Annotated in this window: 18 protein-coding genes; 12 read left to right on the top strand and 6 right to left on the bottom strand. The window is 46.7% G+C overall.

Features of this window, described 5'->3' with window-relative positions; translation table 11 throughout:
* Positions 1-7 precede the first annotated feature (7 nt).
* From hemY to LCF57_RS11230, 7 genes are all read left to right on the top strand, one after another.
* Complete coding sequence (hemY, locus tag LCF57_RS11260) at positions 8-1,453, top strand: protoporphyrinogen oxidase (RefSeq protein WP_226000762.1); 1,446 nt, start codon at positions 8-10, stop codon at positions 1,451-1,453.
* A gap of 136 nt (positions 1,454-1,589) precedes the next feature.
* A complete protein-coding gene (locus tag LCF57_RS11255) occupies positions 1,590-2,978 on the top strand; it encodes a CapA family protein (protein ID WP_226000761.1) in 1,389 nt (462 codons plus the stop codon).
* A gap of 81 nt (positions 2,979-3,059) precedes the next feature.
* Positions 3,060-3,830, top strand: a complete 771-nt coding sequence (locus LCF57_RS11250; protein ID WP_226000760.1) for a glycerophosphodiester phosphodiesterase — start codon at positions 3,060-3,062, stop codon at positions 3,828-3,830.
* A 39-nt stretch (positions 3,831-3,869) separates the two neighbouring features.
* Positions 3,870-4,493, top strand: coding sequence for a fumarylacetoacetate hydrolase family protein (locus tag LCF57_RS11245; protein WP_226000759.1), 624 nt, complete (start codon positions 3,870-3,872; stop codon positions 4,491-4,493).
* 211 nt (positions 4,494-4,704) lie between these two features.
* Positions 4,705-5,511: a DUF92 domain-containing protein gene (locus tag LCF57_RS11240; RefSeq protein ID WP_226000758.1), complete on the top strand. Its 807-nt coding sequence runs from the start codon at positions 4,705-4,707 to the stop codon at positions 5,509-5,511.
* An 81-nt stretch (positions 5,512-5,592) separates the two neighbouring features.
* Positions 5,593-6,168, top strand: coding sequence for a TetR/AcrR family transcriptional regulator (locus tag LCF57_RS11235; protein WP_226000757.1), 576 nt, complete (start codon positions 5,593-5,595; stop codon positions 6,166-6,168).
* Between the two features lie 128 nt (positions 6,169-6,296).
* Entirely contained in the window at positions 6,297-8,246 is a 1,950-nt protein-coding gene (locus tag LCF57_RS11230; protein WP_226000756.1) for an ABC-F family ATP-binding cassette domain-containing protein, read from the top strand.
* Between the two features lie 177 nt (positions 8,247-8,423).
* On the opposite strand, the gene LCF57_RS11225 is transcribed toward LCF57_RS11230, so the two are convergent.
* The 5 genes from LCF57_RS11225 to LCF57_RS11205 form a co-directional block, all read right to left on the bottom strand.
* The gene (locus LCF57_RS11225) at positions 8,424-9,461 is read right to left on the bottom strand and encodes a M42 family metallopeptidase (protein WP_226000755.1); all 1,038 of its coding nucleotides are present in this window, start codon (positions 9,459-9,461) and stop codon (positions 8,424-8,426) included.
* A 14-nt stretch (positions 9,462-9,475) separates the two neighbouring features.
* Complete coding sequence (locus LCF57_RS11220; RefSeq protein WP_413232193.1) at positions 9,476-9,892, bottom strand: LapA family protein; 417 nt, start codon at positions 9,890-9,892, stop codon at positions 9,476-9,478.
* Between the two features lie 78 nt (positions 9,893-9,970).
* Positions 9,971-11,767, bottom strand: coding sequence for an oligoendopeptidase F (gene pepF, locus LCF57_RS11215; protein ID WP_226000753.1), 1,797 nt, complete (start codon positions 11,765-11,767; stop codon positions 9,971-9,973).
* Positions 11,768-11,966: 199 nt separating this feature from the next.
* Positions 11,967-12,155, bottom strand: coding sequence for a hypothetical protein (locus LCF57_RS11210; RefSeq protein ID WP_007429808.1), 189 nt, complete (start codon positions 12,153-12,155; stop codon positions 11,967-11,969).
* 7 nt (positions 12,156-12,162) lie between these two features.
* On the bottom strand, positions 12,163-12,396 hold the full coding sequence (locus LCF57_RS11205; protein ID WP_226000752.1) for a hypothetical protein: 234 nt from the start codon (positions 12,394-12,396) through the stop codon (positions 12,163-12,165).
* 172 nt (positions 12,397-12,568) lie between these two features.
* Between LCF57_RS11205 and LCF57_RS11200 the strand changes: the two genes are divergently transcribed.
* From LCF57_RS11200 to LCF57_RS11180, 5 genes are all read left to right on the top strand, one after another.
* A complete protein-coding gene (locus LCF57_RS11200; RefSeq protein WP_013309706.1) occupies positions 12,569-12,766 on the top strand; it encodes a cold shock domain-containing protein in 198 nt (65 codons plus the stop codon).
* Positions 12,767-12,975: 209 nt separating this feature from the next.
* Positions 12,976-14,391: an MATE family efflux transporter gene (locus LCF57_RS11195; RefSeq protein WP_226000751.1), complete on the top strand. Its 1,416-nt coding sequence runs from the start codon at positions 12,976-12,978 to the stop codon at positions 14,389-14,391.
* Positions 14,392-14,582: 191 nt separating this feature from the next.
* A complete protein-coding gene (locus LCF57_RS11190; protein ID WP_226000750.1) occupies positions 14,583-15,662 on the top strand; it encodes a tetraprenyl-beta-curcumene synthase family protein in 1,080 nt (359 codons plus the stop codon).
* 23 nt (positions 15,663-15,685) lie between these two features.
* Complete coding sequence (gene pfkA, locus LCF57_RS11185; protein ID WP_226000749.1) at positions 15,686-16,657, top strand: 6-phosphofructokinase; 972 nt, start codon at positions 15,686-15,688, stop codon at positions 16,655-16,657.
* A 117-nt stretch (positions 16,658-16,774) separates the two neighbouring features.
* Entirely contained in the window at positions 16,775-16,984 is a 210-nt protein-coding gene (locus tag LCF57_RS11180) for a DUF3906 family protein (RefSeq protein WP_226000748.1), read from the top strand.
* On the opposite strand, the gene LCF57_RS11175 is transcribed toward LCF57_RS11180, so the two are convergent.
* Positions 16,981-18,351 (bottom strand): MATE family efflux transporter, encoded by a 1,371-nt coding sequence (locus tag LCF57_RS11175; protein WP_226000747.1) that lies wholly within the window; start codon positions 18,349-18,351, stop codon positions 16,981-16,983. The genes LCF57_RS11180 and LCF57_RS11175 overlap by 4 nt on opposite strands.
* Between the last annotated feature and the right edge of the window lie 235 nt (positions 18,352-18,586).

Here is an 18,586-nt window from a genome sequence, read left to right as displayed (position 1 = left end):
GGACATAATGGAGCAAAAATTACGCAAGATTGTGATTGTTGGTGGCGGCTTGACTGGGCTTAGCGCAGCTTTTTACACACGAAAAATGTACAAGGAAGCTGGCTACACACCACGAATTACGCTGGTGGAGAAGGCTCCTGTGCTAGGCGGCAAAATTGAAACGTTGCATAAAGACGGGTTTGTGATTGAAAAGGGGCCGGATTCCTTTCTGGCCCGTAAAACGGCCATGATAGACCTGGCGAAAGAGCTGGAACTGGATCATGAACTGGTGAGCACGAATCCCGAAGCAAAAAAGACGTACATTTTGCATGAAGGACAGCTTCATCCGATGCCTCCCGGTCTGGTACTGGGTATTCCGACGGAGCTGAAGCCATTTCTGCGCAGCGGCTTGATTTCCTTGGGTGGGAAATTGCGGGCTATGATGGATTTTGTCATTCCGCCCCGCCGCGAACCTGGAGATGAGGCATTGGGTGATTTCATCGAACGTCGACTAGGTAAGGAAGTGCTGGAAAATGTGACCGAGCCGCTGCTGGCCGGGATCTATGCCGCCAACATGAAGACGCTAAGTTTGCAGGCGACTTTCCCACAATTTGCAGAGGTTGAGCAGCAATACGGAAGCCTCATTCACGGGATGATGACCGGGAGAAAACCAGCCGAGACACATACTGGTACGAAAAAAAGCGTCTTTATGACCTTCCGTCAAGGCCTGCAAAGTTTGGTGCATGCGTTACTGAACGATTTGTATGACTGTGATTTGCGCACGGGAATTGCTGTTACCGAATTCACAAAGACAGCAGAAAGTGAAAAAAGCGCCTATCGCGTTATATTGGATAATGGAGAGATGCTGGAGGCAGACGATATTTTTGTAACGACTCCAACCTTTGCTGCTGCACCGCTCTTGCGAGAGCATGTGAATGTGGCTGCCCTGGAGGCTGTAAATTATGTATCTGTGGCCAACGTGGTTATGGCCTTCGATAAAAAAGATATTGAGAATGTCTTTGACGGTTCCGGTTTTCTCGTTCCCCGTAAAGAGGGACGCAGTGTGACGGCATGTACGTGGACATCTGCCAAGTGGCTGCATACCAGCCCGGATGATAAGGTGCTGCTGCGCTGCTATGTAGGGCGAGCAGGAGCCGAGGAAACCGTAGAATTGCTGGATGATGATCTGATTGCGCTGGTACGGCAGGATTTGAAAGAGATGATGGGAGTTACGGCGACTCCGTTGTTTACCGAAATCACACGTCTTCGCAATTCTATGCCGCAATATCCAGTAGGGCATCCGCAGGCTATAGCCGATCTGCGGGAAGAGCTGCGCACTGCCATGCCGGGAGTGTATGTTTTGGGCGCTGGCTATGATGCGATCGGTTTACCGGATTGCATCCGTCAGGCCAAGGAGTGGGCCGCTAATGCCGTCCAAGCAGCACAGCAGGAAGCGGTCAAGGTACAGGTGTAAAAGTTCGATAATGAACCCTTCGTGTTCTAGGCGAGGGGTTCTATTTATATTGAAATTTGATATATAATGGAGAAGGTGAAAAATTCGCCGAATAAAAGGAATTCATGTATATGCAATGGCATAGAAGGAGTGAAGAATGTACCCTCCCAGATCACAGCGAAATGAAGGTAGGAAGATAACGAGAAAAACCAAAATAGGCAAGGCTTGGATCTTAACGAATCTTGTCCTGCTGCTAATGATTATAGGTCTTTTCGGTTATTATTACATATTTGAACGTGGCGGTAGTAGCTCACTTGCGGACAACGAAGAGCATTCACAATCAGAGAAGAAAATCCATACGGGATCTACTGGGGAAGGAGAGGCTTCTGCCCCGGTGAGTAAAAATTTTACAGCCTTGTCCAGTAAACAACTGAACGAAGGCTCCGATGTAGATGAGCAAGCTGCTGACGATGGAGCGAAGCAAGTTTCTGATGCTGTTGTAGATACGGGCAATCGTCCTGTGACACCGTCTGATACGCAAGACTCCGAAGGCAACACTACAAACTCGGATTCGCCTCAGGAGAATGAAGGGAAGGCTTCACCCACAGTCACGCTTCACTTTGTAGGGGATGTGCAGTTTTCCGGTAAAGTTGAGCAGCGGCTGGAGAAGAACGGATTTGATTTCCCATATCAATATCTTGGCAACTTGTTTCGTAAAGATGATCTGACGGTTGCCAATCTGGAAACGCCGGTGACAACCGGTGGTGTTGGTGCGTTAAATAAAACGTATGTGTATAAATCTTCTCCCAAGGCGTTAACTGCGTTGGCTACAGCAGGAATAGATGCTGTAAATTTGGCTAACAATCATATTTTGGATCAGGGTACAGGCGGATTACTGGATACACTGAAATATTTGGATGAAAAGGGTATAGCGCATGCTGGAGCCGGACGTAATGCAAAAGAAGCGTATGCTCCGCATTATTTTGAACGTAAAGGCATTAAAATTGCGTTGTTAGGAGCTACACGTGTCATGCCCGAAGCCAATTGGAATGCAGGCGTCAAACAGCCTGGTGTTGCCGGAGCATATGATTCGACTGCCATCGTGAAGTCCATCCGCGAGGCCCGAAGACAGGCAGATCTGGTGATTGTCATTGCCCATTGGGGGAAGGAGCGCGCCACTGCCCTGGAGCCGCATCAAACTGAGTTGTCACATGCTTTTATTGATGCCGGAGCAGATCTTGTCATCGGGGGTCACCCGCATGTGCTTCAAGGGATGGAGCAATACAAAGGCAAATGGATTGCATACAGTACAGGCAATTTTATTTTTTCCAAATCTACGGTGCCAGCCACTTGGGATACAGCGATATTTCAGGCAACCTGTACCCGAAGTGGGACTTGCGATATGAAGCTGACTCCTTACCGGGCGGAGCTGGGTCAACCAATCCCATTGAAGGATGCGGAGGCCAACAAAATTTTGCAGAGAGTAGCAGCATTGTCGCCGGGAAATGTCTCGATAGGTGCGGATGGTACAGTAAGTGCACACTAGAAGTTTGGAAAAAATTTTAAATTGAGAATTAACAGAACAATTATATGAAGAACTCCTTTGTGGATGGAGGTCATAATTGGGATGAATCATTTGTGCGTGGCTCACCGCGGCTTTTCAGGTATGGCTCCTGAGAACACGATGGCGGCCTTTAGGCTTGCGCTGGAGCAGCCGTTTGTACACTGGATTGAGCTGGATGTACAGCTATCGAAGGACGATGTTCCGGTGGTCATTCATGATTTTACGCTGGAGCGAACGACGAATGGGACGGGACGGGTAAAGGACCTGGACTGGAAAGAGCTGCAACAACTTGATGCAGGTAGCTGGAAAAATGCGAAATATCGCGAAGAAAAAATTCCTTCTCTCGCGCAGGTTCTGGATATGTGTCGCGGCCGTGTATCACTCAATATTGAGCTTAAAACAGCGGGCGATATGTATCCAGGCCTCGAGAAAGCTGTACTTCGTGAAATTGTGATGAGGCAGATGGAGGGTGAAGTAGTATTGACCTCCTTTGAGCGTACCGCTTTACGCCGCACCAAAGAGCTGGCACCTGAGATCCGTACCGGACTGATTATCGACGCACGTCCAGACGATTTGGTGAAGCAGCTGGAAAAGCTGCAATGCTCTTTTCTATCCATGGGCTATCCGCGTCTGGATCGAAACCTGATGAAGGACCTGACGGGACGTGGTATTACGGTTATGGCATGGACGGTGGATGACCGCCGTATCATGCGGAAATTGTCTGCACTGCATCCTGAATTGATGATTTGTACCAATTGGCCGGATCGCTGGGAGCAAGTTTTTTTGCTTTCCAAGTACCGATTGTGGCACTATATACGTAATCTTATTCGTTAACTTAACGCATTACATATGGGGGAAGGATGGCTGGTCGTAATGAACGTGGAAATTCGTAATGTTTACTGTGTCGGACGCAATTATAAGCTGCATGCAGAGGAATTGGGGAATGATGTTCCTACAGAACCGATGATTTTTTTAAAGCCTTCCCACGCGGTTGTTCCGCTGGATGGTGCCACGCTGGAGCTTCCTCAGGGGAAAGGTGATATTCATTTTGAGGCTGAGCTGGTTGTGGCTGTCGGGCGTAATTACGAGCCTGGGATGTCTGCGGATACGTGTCTGAGCGCATTTGCACTCGGCATCGATTTTACTCTGCGTGATGTACAAAGCGTTCTTAAGAAAAAAGGCCATCCCTGGACTGCCGCCAAGGGCTTTAAATCGGCTGCTCCTGTGACTCCCTTTCTGCCCTTGGAGAGCTTGGGCGTGCTGGAACAGCAGGATTTTAGCTTGCTCAAAAACGGACAGGAAGTACAACGCGGCCATATCAGGGACATGATTTTTTCCATCCAGCACATCGTTGACTACATAGCGATCCATTATGGACTGGGTGAGGGGGATATTATTTTTACAGGTACTCCGGCGGGTGTTGGTCCTATCACAAGCGGGGATCGATTCGAGCTTTTCTGGGGAAGTGATTGTCAGGGAAGCTGCACTATCGCCTAAACAGACTGTGAACGGTATCAGTGAAGAGGATTAAAAAGGGGATTTTCTTGGTGGTTGGCTAAAGATTGATCCCAGTAAATAAGAATTGTGAAGGCCGTGTCCTCTGCCAAAGCATGGGGCACGGCTTTTATATCAGCGCAGAGCGATGTACAATAATAGAAAGAACTGAAAAACGAAAACGGAGATTCCATTTAAAAGCGGGGGGTATTGGATGGACTGGATCATCGGAATGCTTTGCGCTGCTGTAGTAGCGGGGGCTGCTTTTTATAAAAAATCCTTAACCTTATCGGGCTTTCTCGCAGCTGTATTGATGGGAACCGTGTATTATGGGGCGGGCAATCTGTTCTGGTTCGGCACATTGCTCCTGTTCTTCATTACATCAACTCTCCTGTCAAGGTTCAAAAAGGAGCGAAAGGCAGAGCTTGAAAAATCGTATGCCAAAACCGGCAATCGGGATGCAGGTCAGGTATGGGCCAATGGGGGATTAGGCATGCTGCTATGTCTGGGGTATGCAATATGGCCTCATATGGCCTGGCAGCTAGCGTTTGTAGGTGTCATGGCTACGGTCACATCCGATACGTGGGCAACAGAATTCGGCAGTCTGAGCCGTAAGCCGCCACGTTCGGTGCTTAACAGGAAGGTACTGGCACCTGGAACCTCGGGAGGCGTATCTGTAATGGGAACGACTGCGGCCTTGGCTGGGGGCGTATTGATCGGAATAGGTGCATGGTTTTTTGGATATGCCATAGGAACGCCGGGCTTACCGCTATGGCTGTGGGCATTAATTGGAAGTATATCCGGCAGTGCGGGAGCCTTTGCTGATTCCTATCTAGGTGCTACGGTGCAGAGGATGCGTTCCTGCACAGTTTGTGGACGGGAAGTAGAAGTTGACTCGCATTGTGGACAAACAACAGTATATGAGCGTGGCTGGCATTGGATGAGTAATGATCGGGTGAATAGCATTAGTTCAATTTTTGGAGGCTTGGTCGCTCTTATAGGTATTTTCTTTATACTCTGAACACCGTGATGGAGATCGATACAACAAAATAACTGTTTTAAAATTGACCGTGCTTTAATCATTGTATAAGGAGGTGCGAAGATGAGCGGTATACACGGAGATAAGTATGAAGCTATTTTGGACGCCGCTTACACAGTCTTCGGCACCAAAGGCTTTTATGAGAGTAAAATTTCCGAGATTGCAGATTATGCGGGTGTTGCCAAAGGCACGGTATACTTGTACTTTAAAAGCAAGGAGCAGTTATTTACAGCAGTCACACGCAGAGATTGCGAGCAATATCTGGCTGAAATGCAGGGTGCACTGGTCCAACGTAATTTGGCAGAGGGACTGCTGCGGATGGCCAACTTGCACCTGCATTACTATTACAAGCGCAAGCAGCATACCCAATTATTTTTTATGACTCCGAACAACGACCCTGATTTAATGGAATTTATGCGGGGGTTTATTCAAGACTATACGGATATGGTCACAAATAAATTGGCGTCAGAGGGAGTGCAGCAGCCCGAGTTCCATGCAAAGGCCTTTATCGGTATGCTGGAACGTATGAAAATGGATATTTTATTGAATCAGGATTTCCACGAATGCGACGTGGACCAGATGGCTGAATGGACAGCTCATTTATTTATGCACGGGTGTAAAGCCGCTGGGGTGCAATAATTCTGACATCTTGTAGCTAAAAACCGTACTGACCTTGTTCAGGTAACGGTTTTTTTTTAATCATTAGCTGTGTCTGTGTTAAAATAAAAAGGATGCAGCACAAAACTGGGGAAGAGTAGGGAATCCGTATGAATATTATGACCGTTGAACATATAACGAAAAGCTATGGTGAAAAAGTGTTGTTCCAGGATGCTTCCTTTGGTATGGATGAACGTGACAAAATAGGTGTCGTCGGTGTGAACGGTACCGGCAAATCGACGTTTTTACGAGTCATTTCTGGGCTGGAGTCACCAGATGATGGCAATATTGCAGTGAACAATGATGTACGTATTCAGTATTTGGCGCAAAATCCGGAGTTTGATCCTGAAATGAAGGTACTCCAGCATATTTTTCACGGCAACCAGCCAGAAATGAAAGCGGTGCGTGAATACACGGAAACCATGGAGCTGTTGGAGCTGAATCCGGGCAGCGAGGAGCTTCAGAACCGTCTGTTGCGAACAAGCCAGCAAATGGATACGCTTCAGGCATGGCAGTTGGAGAGCGAGGCCAAAAATATACTTACTCGGCTGGGAATCACTCAGTTTGAGGCGCGTATGGGCGTTCTATCCGGCGGTCAGCGCAAGCGGGTAGCTTTAGCGGCGGCTTTGATCCAACCCTGTGAGCTGCTCATTTTGGACGAGCCTACCAACCATATTGATAATGATTCCGTGGAATGGCTGGAGCAATATTTACAAAAAAGACGCGGTGCGCTATTAATGATCACGCATGATCGTTATTTTCTGGATCGAGTTGCGAATGTCATGCTGGAGCTGGATCATGGTCGGCTTTTCCGTTATGAGGCTAACTACACCCGTTTTCTGGAGCTAAAGGCAGAACGCGAGGAGCGAGAAGCGTCTTCGGAACAAAAAAGGAAAAACCTGCTGCGTAATGAGCTGGCCTGGATTCGCCGGGGGGCCAAGGCTCGTTCGACCAAGCAGAAAGCGCGCATTGAGCGCTATGAGCAGCTCAGGGATCAACAGCCGGAAGCTCGTTCGGGATCGGTAGAAATGTCCGTAGCCTCTACGCGTCTCGGTAAAAAGATATTGGAGCTGGAGCATCTGTCCAAATCGGTAGATTCTCGCAAGCTGATACAGGATTTGAGCTATATCGCTGTTCCAGGGGATCGTGTCGGTATCCTGGGTCCCAACGGCAGTGGGAAATCTACCCTGCTCCAAATGATTGCCCAGCGTGTAGAACCGGATTCCGGCAGTGTTGTGCTGGGACCGACTGTGAAACTCGGCTATTTTACGCAGGAACATCAGGAAATGAACGAATCACTGCGTGTCATTGAGTACATTAAGGAAGAAGCTGAGGTGATTCGTACAGCAGACGGATCAACGATTACAGCCGCGCAAATGCTGGAGCGTTTCCTGTTTGCGCCAAACGCCCAATGGACGATGATTTCGCGATTGTCCGGGGGCGAAAAACGGCGCTTGTATCTGCTGCGTGTCCTCATGTCCGCACCGAATGTGCTGCTGCTGGATGAGCCTACAAATGATTTGGATATTCAGACCCTTTCCGTACTGGAAGATTATCTGGATGAATTCCCGGGTGTGGTTTTCATCGTTTCTCATGATCGGTACTTCCTGGATCGAACGGTGGATAAAATACTCGCATTTGAAGGCGAAGGACAGGTACGAGTGCATGTGGGCGACTATAGCGAGTATGCAGAATGGATGAGCAAAAATGCTCAATCATCTGCGGCTACGTCTGTTTTGCCGGGTATAGCTTCTTCGGCTCGGTCTTCTGCGCCAAAGTCAGAAGGTGCTTCGAATTCGGTCAAGGAGACAAGCAAAGTCAAGCTTAAATTCACCTTTAAGGAACAGCGAGAATATGAGCAAATTGACGAGCTGATTGAACAAGCCGAAGAGAAGTTGGCCGACATCCAACGACAGATGGAGGAGGCTTTCAGTGATTCGGCACGGCTACAGGAGCTTATGGCTGAGCAAACGAAGGCCGAAGAGCATCTGGAGTATCAAATGGAGCGCTGGACCTACCTGAACGAGCTTGCCGAGCAAATTGAACAAAGCAAGTCATAAGCTTTCATATAGCACGCAACCAACATGGTACAGAAGCGATTTTTTTCTTGTTACTCATACTAAAAAAGCAAGTCTCCGTAAAGCCGGACGACTTGCTTTTTTATTTACTGATCTGTTTAACCGATCTATTTTACTGACCTATTCTCCAGGGTAATAGGCCGGTTGTCATTATCCAGATTAAACCGTCACATAAGCTGCAAGCAGACGAGCAGTGTTCACCACGGCCAGCTTATGCGTACGCTCCATCGCGTGGGAAGCGTGTACACCTGGGCCGATCAGTGCAGCGCGGATGTTGTTGCCTGCTCGCAGCGCAGCCGAGGCATCTGAACCGTAGTGCGGATAAATATCAACCGCATACGGAATATGGAGCTCTTTGGCCAAATCAATCAGCCGAGTCGTCATATTATAGTCATAGGGCCCGGAGGTATCCTTGGCACAGATAGAAACATCTGTTTCCTTGCAGCTTAGATCTTCACCTATACAGCCCATATCGACAGCTATCATCTCAGTGATTCCTTCGGGTATGTATGCCGCTCCGTGTCCCACTTCCTCATAGTTGGAAATGAGCAGTTTAACGGTATGCCGAGGCTTCCAGCCTTCGTTTACGGCAGATTCCAATAAACCAAATAACGCAGCCACACTAGCTTTATCGTCCAAATGCCGCGATTTGATGAAGCCGCTCGGTGTTACGACCGGACGGGCATCAAATGAAACAAAATCACCCACCGCAATGCCAAGCTGAAGCACGTCTTCCTTGGACTCGACCAGCTCGTCAATCCGGATCTCCATATGACTTTCTTTGCGCTCAAAGCTGCGTGCATCGTCATAGACATGTACGGATGGGTGACTGGACAGAATGGTACCCGTATACGTATGTCCACTTCTGGTATGAATCAGACAGTATTCGTTCTCAATGCTGTTCATCATAAAGCCGCCAACGGATGTCAGACGCAAGGTGCCTTGACTTGTAATCGAGCGTACCATCGCGCCCAATGTATCCACATGTGCGCTCAGTGCCACCGTATAGCCTGTTTCCTGACCTTCCAAAGTCAAGATGGCACCGCCTTTTGCGTTCCATTCGATATGTACCCCAAGGCTTTCAGCTTCCTTGCGGATCAGTTCCATCACCTGATGGGTATAGCCACTGGGACTGGGCGTATTCAGCAGCCGATTTAGAAAGGTCATGATATAATTCTCATTCAATTGAATCGTCATCTTGTTGCTCCTCCTCATTTGGACAACCGATCAGGGTTAGAGGACGGTTGCTCTGTATCTTTGTCGGATGTAGACAGCGTACTGGGTGAATCAAGCGTGTCATAGGTCATGCCACCTTCGTATGCTTCCATCGCGGAATTATGCTCTTCTTGAAGTGTATGAAGCTGAGCAGTTAGACGTTTAATTTCTCGCTGAAGCTTATATTGGCGGAAGATACCAAATGAACCGACGATAAGTCCGCCTAAAAGAGTGCAGCCAAGAATTAGCAGGATCAAGGGGATACTCACCCTACTAAACAGAAGATTCACTTGAACCGAGTTCACATTAATGACAGCAAATACAGCAGTTAACAAGGCGATAACAAGAGCAGCGATTAAAGACCATTGTGTTTTCAAATTGCCACCTCCTCCTGTTCCATTCTTACGGTACATTATAAAATCCCTTGCCCGTCATGGACAAGGGATTTATCCGTGCATCATTTCAATGCTGGATTTTATGCGTGCACGATTCTATTTTCCTTCAGTTAGCTTTTCCATTTCCGTAATGACTTCCTCGAATACGCTCATTGCCTCACGAATCGGCTGAGGAGAGGACATATCAACGCCAGCTTTCTTCAAAATATTGATGGAATAATCGCTGCCGCCGCTCTTCAAGAAGCCCAAGTAACGGTCAACGGCCGGCTGGCCTTCTTCGAGAATTTGTTTAGAGAAGCTAGTTGCAGCCGAGAAGCCGGTAGCATATTTGTAGACATAAAAACTGTTATAAAAATGAGGGATACGCGCCCATTCCATTTCAATGTCTTTGTCTACCTTCATGCCTGGTCCGTGATATTTCACATTCAGATCATAGTAAATCTCTGATAAAAGCTGTGGTGTAAGGGATTCTCCCTGTTCTGCGCGTTCATGTACAATCTTCTCGAATTCCGCAAACATCGTTTGACGGAAAACAGTTGTACGGAATTGGTCCGCATAGTAGGTGAGAAGATACATTTTCTCTTTTGGATCGGTAGACTTCTTAAGCAGATAATCCATGAGCAATGCTTCATTAGTCGTTGAAGCCACTTCAGCTAGGAAAATGGTGTACTGTGCATCCCGATACTTCAAGGCGTTGTCAGAATAATATGAATGCAACGCGTGTCCCATTTCATGAGCAAGTGTAAACATGCTGTTCAGATTATCTTTATGGTTCAGGAGCACATAAGGATGGGTGCCATAAGCACCCCAGCTGTAAGCACCTGTCCGTTTATTTTCATTTTCGTAAACGTCAATCCAGCGCTCATCATAGCCTTTTTGCAACGAAGCCATATAGTCCTCGCCCAGTGGCTTAAGACCTTCCTTCGTTTGCTTTTTAGCATCTTCATACGTTATGTCCATCTTATATTCGTCCACAAGCGGTGCGAACAAATCATACATATGAAGCTCATCCACACCTAACAATTTTTTGCGCAGCTTGATATAACGATGGAGAAGAGGGAGGCTTTCATGAATGGTATCAATGAGATTCGTATACACTTCCTTCGGAATATTGTCACCGTATAGTGACATTTCCAATACGGAAGGGTATTTGCGAACACGAGAATAAAAAATATTTTTATTCACATTGGCATTCAGTGTGGAAGCAATCGTATTTTTATTTTTTGCATACGTGTCATAGACCGCTTTAAAAGCACGCTCACGTACTTCACGGTGCGGACTTTCGAGAAATTGAATATAGCTGCCATGGGTTAGCTCAACCTCTTTGCCGTTTTCATCCTTGATTTTAGGAAACTTCAAATCGGCGTTGTTCAGCATACCAAAAATCGTTTGCGGAGCCTGAGCCAGATTGCCAACCTGAGCGAGCAGGGCTTCTTCTGCTTTGCCCAAAACATGCGCCTTTTCCCGCTTCATTTCTTGAAGGGTAAATTTGTAATCCGCAAGCTTCGGATCTTCAATGAAGGTATCAAGCTGTTGATCCGGCAGTGCCAAAATTTCCGGCGTCACGAAAGAAAGAGACTCGCCAACCTCAACGCCTAATTTCTTGGCTTTTTGCGAAAGCCCCTGATATGTAGGTTCAGCCGTATCCTCATCATGATGCAGATGGGCGTACACATAGACCCGCTCGGTTTTAAGCGACAGTTCATCTTCCAGTTTAAAGCAGTTGCCAATCGCTTCGGCTGAATTAAGCTTGCCTTGGAATTGTGCAGCCTTTTTGGCTAATTGTTTGACTTCTTCGTATTCTTGATCCCATGCTTTGCGGTCAGGAAACAGGTCTTCCAGTTTCCATGTATTTTCCACCGGTGCATCGGCGCGTTTTACAATTTTACTCATGGGGAGCCTCCTCTGATCGAACATAATGTGGGGTAGGGCTGCGGCGGTAAGGGACGGATGCCAAAACGAAGAAACCGCCACGCTTACCGTAAGCAGCAAGGCAAGAGGTTTTACGGGATGCATATAACGGCATATCCTCCTTATACCATGGCTTGTTATGCCATAGTATGACCTCTTACCCCGGAAAGTATAATTTTCCTTACTGTGGGTTGGAACCTATATTTAATAAGCTGTATACAATAAGATAAAAGGCAAGGCAAACCATGATTACGGCAGTGAGGGCCATCCACTTTTTGAGAGGAGCCGGTATCGTATCACGTTTCATGATCAGCACTCCGCCCAGCGTGAAGGCCAAAATAATGAAGATGAGATAGCTGTTGGACACCATGAATCAGCTATACCTGCTTGAAAGCGTTCATGATCCGCTGCCACTCTTCCTCGTTATCTTGAAAGGACTGCTTGGGAAACCGATTTTGAGCCCACTGCATTAGCGCCGGACGGCTCAAAAAGGTGTGGGCTTCCTCGCCCCAATCATCGGATATTTCCCGTAGAACGATGTAACGGCCCTGCACCTCGACAGTCATCATGTTCCAATTGTCTTTTTTGTATATTTCGTGTTTTTTCATCATATGCATGTCTCCGATATATAGATGTTTTGGTTCATGATACCGCAGTTTCCGCCGCAAAAGCAAATCATTCCAGCCTGAAAATTCATCAAAAACATCAATTGCATTGTGAAAAAGCATGAAGTATAATATGGATATTCGCCATAGATGGCGGTATTTTTAGGAGGTTGTTCACTTGAAAGGTACAGTTAAATGGTTTAACGCAGAAAAAGGTTATGGCTTCATCCAAATGGATGGTGGCGAGGACGTATTCGTACATTTCTCCGCAATCCAAGGCGACGGCTTCAAAACTTTGGAAGAAGGTCAAGCGGTTGAATTCGAAATTACTGAAGGTAACCGTGGACCACAAGCAGCTAACGTTATCAAACTGTAAGTGTAACTGAATTGTAAGAATTGTTCCGTTACTACGGATGTCTTATATATTACGGTTAAACGATGAATTGAAAGCGCAGTTCCTTAAAGTTTAAGGGACTGCGCTTTTTTGCGTGAAAACGTTTATGATATGAAGAGGTTAAGTTGGAATAGGGTATTATACGTAATAAAGCCAAGCAGAAGTCACTTTAAATTGAAGGAGCTGATTAAATGAGTGCAGCAGAGGCTAGTTCTAAGCCTTCCTTAATTGAAGGTCCCATTGCAAAATCGCTATTTATGTTCTCTTTGCCGATGCTGTTCGGAAACATTCTGCAATCCCTGAATGGAACTATCAATTCGATCTGGGTAGGGAAGTTTCTCGGAGAGGCTGCATTGACTGCCGCTTCCAACGCAAATATTATTATGTTTTTTCTTATCAGTTCGATCTTTGGTGTCACGATGGCTGCTACCATTATGATCGGACAAAATATAGGAGCAGGAGACATTGCTGAAACCAAGCGTGTAGTAGGCACAAGTGCAGTTTTTTTTCTAGTGCTTGCTTTGGCTATAGGCATTATCGGTTTTGTGGGTGTTCCGTGGATTCTTCACGTGCTTAATACACCTGCCGAATCCGTGGATATGGCAATCACGTATACGCGTATTATTTTCGCGGGTATGCCCTTTTTGTACGGATATAACTACATTATGACCGTCATGAGAGGGGCTGGAGATTCCAAAACACCGTTTTATTTTCTAATCGTCTCCGTCGTGCTGGATGTACTACTTAATCCGTTATTAATATTCGGATGGGGGCCGATACCTGCAATGGGCATTGGAGGTTCCGCAGCTGCTACCCTGATCGCTCAAGGGATCAGCTTCGTGCTGATTCTCATTTACCTTTATCGTGTAAAATACTTTTTGCGCATTACATCTTCAGAGCTTCACTTGCTAAGATTCGACTGGAAGATTATTTGGACCCTGATCCGTAAGGGAGTGCCAATGGGTTTGCAAATGATCGCTGTCTCGACCAGTGCAATTGCATTAATGAACCTGATTAACGGCTACGGGACTGTGGCAGCGGCGGCTTATACGGCAGCGAATAATTTGTCTAGCTATGTGCAAATGCCAGCAATGGCTTTAGGTGCGGCTGTATCTTCGTTTGCTGCTCAGAATATCGGAGCCGGACGTTGGGATCGAGTGCGCAGGACAACCTGGATTGGGATTGTGTACAATTTTGTGTTAACTGGCGGAGCTGTGGTATTAATTTACGTGTTTAACCGTCAGGCCTTGCTGATGTTTCTTCCTTCTACGGGAGGTGCAATGGAATTGGGGATGCGGATTAATCTGATTACCTTGTGGTCCTTTGTTATATTCGGCATTACCAATGTTATTACGGGTGTTGTTCGATCTACGGGCTCCGTAATGATACCACTTTTAATTACCATTGTTTCATTATGGGGCATTCGTATACCTTTGGCCTATGCATTTGTCGATAAGTATGGCCTGGATGCCGTATGGTGGAGCTTCCCGGTTGGTTTTGCTATTTCTGCGGTGGCGGTCGTTGTCTATTATGCTTCCGGGAAATGGAAGCAAGCGAGTATGGGAGAGATTCCCCAAGGCATGAAGCCAGCAAAGGATGGGGGATAAGTAGGACGTTTATGCTATTTTTAACTAATTAAACATCACAGGAGTAAGCTTTTTGTGAAAATAGCCCATTTTTCTTGGATAATAAAGAAAAAAGTGAGGTTGTTCATTTGTGCTAAAAGGACGATCATATTATAATGAATATGGTTTGGATAGGTATAATTACGTAGACAACAATGTGGAGGCACCGTCATTTGAGTTATGTTGAGCAAGGACGTTATCAAGTACCGAGAGGCCCCATAGGTCTAATGAGCCGAATGTACAAGCATATTCTCCCTGAAACAAAACAACAGTTGAGCAACTGGAAGAGCAAGGCGGAGCAGATCCCGGACCCCGAGTTGAGAAGTCAGGCACTTGCGAGTATAGCGGGAAAGACGTTTCACTGTGTAGGCGGGGCGGTTTATGCCGCAGCCAATATGTCTGCCAGACAGACGCTAATTCCGCTGATCGTGGCGTACCAGACCATTAGCGATTATCTGGACAACCTGTGTGATCGCAGTACGTCTATGGACCCTGATGATTTCAGGCTGCTCCATCAGTCTATGCTGGATGCGGTTAATCCGGCGGCTAAGCCAGTGAACTATTATGAATTGCGTCGGGAGCAGGAGGATAACGGTTATTTGACCGGGCTGGTGACAACCTGTCAGTCTTGTATAAGCAGACTTCCGGGCTATGAGGCGGCAATGCCTTACGTTCAGGATTTAGCGGGATTATACACGGATTTGCAAGTATACAAGCATATTAAACCCGAGCTGCGGGAACAAGCGCTTTTGGACTGGTGGTCGTTACATAAAGACCGTACACCGGAGCTGCGCTGGAACGAATTTGCTGCGGCTACGGGTTCAACCCTGGGGGTCTTTATGCTGTTTCTTGCTGCCAGCGACCAGCATCTGACAGATGCGGGGGCTGCCTCAATACATGCATCGTATTTTCCACATGTGTGCAGTCTTCATATTTTGCTGGATTATCTAATCGATCAAGACGAAGACCGGAAGGGCGGAGATCTTAACTTTTGCAACTATTATAAAGATGCCGACATGATGCTGGACCGGATCGCCTACGTTGTGAATCGGGCGCGGGCTGATATTGCAGATGTCCCTGCCAGCTCCTTTCACCGGATGATTATCGAGGGATTGCTGGCTTTATATTTATCCGACCCCAAAGTTAGCGAGCAGCAGGATGTGCGCGCTGTTTCGAGACGTTTAATGAAAAACAGTCCGCTCATGCGTTTGTTTTTCTTATTGAACAGTCGATGGATAAGAAGGCTTATATGATTATTTTGAGGAGGTCATAAATCATGACAGCAGTTAAGAAAATTGCAGTATTAACAAGTGGTGGAGATTCACAAGGGATGAACGCGGCAGTTCGCGCCGTCGTGCGTAGCGGCTTGTACTTTGGACTGGAAGTATTCGGGATTCAACGCGGCTATCAAGGCCTTTTGAACGACGATATTTTCCCGATGGATCTGAGAAGCGTCGGAGATATTATCCAACGTGGAGGTACTGTACTTCAATCTGCAAGATGCCTGGAATTTATAACTGAAGAAGGGCAGAAAAAAGGCGCGCAAATTTTGCGTGACCGTGGAATTGATGGCGTAGTCGTGATCGGTGGCGACGGTTCCTACCAAGGGGCTAACAAACTGACCAAGCAAGGCATTAAGACCATGTGTCTTCCAGGTACGATTGACAATGACATTTCCTTCACAGACTACACCATTGGTTTTGATACGGCGGTTAGTATCGTAGTGGACGCGATCAATAAACTGCGTGATACGATGTCATCCCACGAACGTTCTTCCATTGTGGAAGTTATGGGACGTCATTGCGGAGATATTGCTTTGCATGCTGGGTTGGCTTCCGGCGCGGAAACTATTTTGGTGCCTGAGGTAGAGTTTGACCTGAACGAAGTATCGGATCGGATGAAGCAAAACTTTAAGCATGGCAAACGCCATAGTATCATTATCGTTGCAGAAGGCGTAGGCAAAGGCGAAGATGTAGCAAAGGTAATCCAAGAAAACTGTCCGGATTATGAACCGCGTGTTACGGTGCTTGGTCATATCCAACGTGGAGGCACACCAACCGCGTTTGACCGCAATCTGGCCAGCCGTTTGGGTGATTTTGCTGTTCGTCAATTGATCGAGGGCGTATCTGACAAAGCTTGCGGAATGATTGATGGCAAACTGGTAGCTACAGATATTGGTAAGGTAGTAAGCACGAAAAAAGAATTCAATATGGAACTTTACGAGCTGGCATTACGTTTGTCCCAATAATAAGAGCCTTTATTTGTAGTAGATCGGTTCTGATTTTGAAGAAACGTAAAATCATGCGGATGACCCGAGTCATCCGCTATTTTTTTAGCTTTAAATACTGTGAGGAGGCTATAACGCATGTATTTGTTTAAAATCGAAGTGGACAGCTCAGAAGGAGCTTTAACGGTCATTCTCGCTGCTGAAAATGAAGAACAGGCATTTAAGGAGATGGATCAACATGTGGAGAGACACTTTCTGTATCCTCCCAAGCTGAATGAGGTAGCCATTGTGGAGAAGAAAAGAATAACTTCAGGCACAGCATATGTTATCGAGACACGCAAAGGCTAGACAGCCTCTGCGTGTTGTTTTTTATCGGTAAAACGACGTTGTACCAGCATCAGACGTCCGAGAAGTAAAATAGCGCCTACGGCCAAACCTGTAATCAAACCGATCCAGTAGCCGTAGGGGCCCCAGGATGTCCAGCGTGCGAGTATATACCCCACGGGAAGCCCAATAACCCAATAGGACAGGAATGTGAGTAGAAAGGCCGGATTGACATCTTTATACCCGCGTAGTGCCCCTTGAGTAGGCGTAGCGATGGCATCTGAGATTTGAAAGAAAATCGCATAGATAAGAAAATGCTGAGTCAACTGAATCACTTGCGGATCGGTGGAATAAAGTCGAGCCACCTGTTCACCCCAGATGAGCAGAACAATAGCTGTGATCAGTGACAGACCCACTGCGGTGCTGATGCCCAGTACACTATAGGTTTTGGCATCCCGCGAGCGATTAGCTCCTGTTTCATAACCGACGAGAATCGTAAGTGCCATACATATGCTAAGCGGAAGCATATACAGTGTGCTCGCAAAGTTCATGGCGGCCTGGTGAGCGGCGATGGTGGCCGTATTGTAACTGCTCATCAATAGAGTGACAGCAGAGAAAATGGCAGTCTCGAAAAATATAGCAAAGCCAATCGGTACACCAATATGGATAAGCTCTTTCCAGGCGCTGGAGGCAATTCCGTATATTTTGCGGAAGATTCGGTATTCGGCAAACTTTTTTCCTCGGTGGACGGTGATGCCAGCGACCAGCATAATGATCCAGTAGGTGGTGGCGGTTGCAACCCCAGACCCCACACCACCCAGACGAGGAAAACCCCAGTTTCCGTAAATAAACAAATAGTTTAACAGAATATTGATAGGGAGTGACATCAGTGTGATCGCCATAGTAAATCGGGTTTGTCCTAGAGCATCCATAAAGCTTCGGAGCACTGTGTAGGCGAATAATGGAATAACACCAAATGCCATCGCACAAAGATAGTACACTGCAACGCTATGAACCCTCGGCTCCAATTTCATGCCATTCAAAATAGGATTGACGATAAAAAGGCCTGCAATCAGAACAATGATGGATAAGGCAAGAGATAGCCAAAGCGCCTGAATGACATAGTAGGAAACTTTATCTTTGCGCTGTGCCCCAACCAATTGGGACACAATCGGCGTGATCGCCATAAGTATGCCATTGAGACCTGTTTGCACGGGGATCCACAGACTTACTCCGATAGCTACACCAGCCAGATCGGCAGGAGAAAAGTGTCCGGACATATTGGTATCAAAAAAAGTCATCGCGGATAATGCGAGTTGGGTAATCAGGATGGGTAGCAAAATGTAAAAAAGCTGTTTCCATTTCTGACTCATTGTAAGTGTTAATTGCATTTTGTTTCCTCATTTACTAAAGAATTGTCACTATGATATACCACAAGATATATCATAACATGTCAAGGATCATTGTAAGGGATGCTGTAACATTTGAACAGCAACAAAAAAGACTGCTCTCGTTATTCAAACTGGTATTATCCCCTTCAAGTAGACACTCAAAAAAGTCCGCATGGTATCATGAGGATTGAGTGAACTTGAAGGGGATATTTGTATGGCTAAAAAAGGACAGAAA

Origin of the sequence: Paenibacillus sp. BJ-4 (genome assembly GCF_020404765.1) — a bacterium.
In the GTDB taxonomy this organism is placed as follows: domain Bacteria; phylum Bacillota; class Bacilli; order Paenibacillales; family Paenibacillaceae; genus Paenibacillus.
Note: the sequence above shows the minus strand (reverse complement) of the source record. Positions and strands in the feature narration are given on the sequence as shown.

What these genes read in the sequence shown, in the direction of transcription:
- LCF57_RS11180 (WP_226000748.1), top strand. Translation starts at nt 16,775, where the DNA reads ATGTATTTGTTTAAAATCGAAGTGGACAGCTCAGAAGGAGCTTTAACG.
- LCF57_RS11205 (WP_226000752.1), bottom strand. Translation starts at nt 12,396, where the DNA reads ATGATGAAAAAACACGAAATATACAAAAAAGACAATTGGAACATGATG.
- LCF57_RS11195 (WP_226000751.1), top strand. Translation starts at nt 12,976, where the DNA reads ATGAGTGCAGCAGAGGCTAGTTCTAAGCCTTCCTTAATTGAAGGTCCC.
- LCF57_RS11255 (WP_226000761.1), top strand. Translation starts at nt 1,590, where the DNA reads ATGTACCCTCCCAGATCACAGCGAAATGAAGGTAGGAAGATAACGAGA.
- LCF57_RS11230 (WP_226000756.1), top strand. Translation starts at nt 6,297, where the DNA reads ATGAATATTATGACCGTTGAACATATAACGAAAAGCTATGGTGAAAAA.
- LCF57_RS11210 (WP_007429808.1), bottom strand. Translation starts at nt 12,155, where the DNA reads ATGGTGTCCAACAGCTATCTCATCTTCATTATTTTGGCCTTCACGCTG.
- LCF57_RS11235 (WP_226000757.1), top strand. Translation starts at nt 5,593, where the DNA reads ATGAGCGGTATACACGGAGATAAGTATGAAGCTATTTTGGACGCCGCT.
- LCF57_RS11240 (WP_226000758.1), top strand. Translation starts at nt 4,705, where the DNA reads ATGGACTGGATCATCGGAATGCTTTGCGCTGCTGTAGTAGCGGGGGCT.
- pfkA (WP_226000749.1), top strand. Translation starts at nt 15,686, where the DNA reads ATGACAGCAGTTAAGAAAATTGCAGTATTAACAAGTGGTGGAGATTCA.
- LCF57_RS11220 (WP_413232193.1), bottom strand. Translation starts at nt 9,892, where the DNA reads ATGTACCGTAAGAATGGAACAGGAGGAGGTGGCAATTTGAAAACACAA.
- pepF (WP_226000753.1), bottom strand. Translation starts at nt 11,767, where the DNA reads ATGAGTAAAATTGTAAAACGCGCCGATGCACCGGTGGAAAATACATGG.
- hemY (WP_226000762.1), top strand. Translation starts at nt 8, where the DNA reads ATGGAGCAAAAATTACGCAAGATTGTGATTGTTGGTGGCGGCTTGACT.
- LCF57_RS11250 (WP_226000760.1), top strand. Translation starts at nt 3,060, where the DNA reads ATGAATCATTTGTGCGTGGCTCACCGCGGCTTTTCAGGTATGGCTCCT.
- LCF57_RS11245 (WP_226000759.1), top strand. Translation starts at nt 3,870, where the DNA reads ATGAACGTGGAAATTCGTAATGTTTACTGTGTCGGACGCAATTATAAG.
- LCF57_RS11175 (WP_226000747.1), bottom strand. Translation starts at nt 18,351, where the DNA reads ATGCAATTAACACTTACAATGAGTCAGAAATGGAAACAGCTTTTTTAC.
- LCF57_RS11225 (WP_226000755.1), bottom strand. Translation starts at nt 9,461, where the DNA reads ATGACGATTCAATTGAATGAGAATTATATCATGACCTTTCTAAATCGG.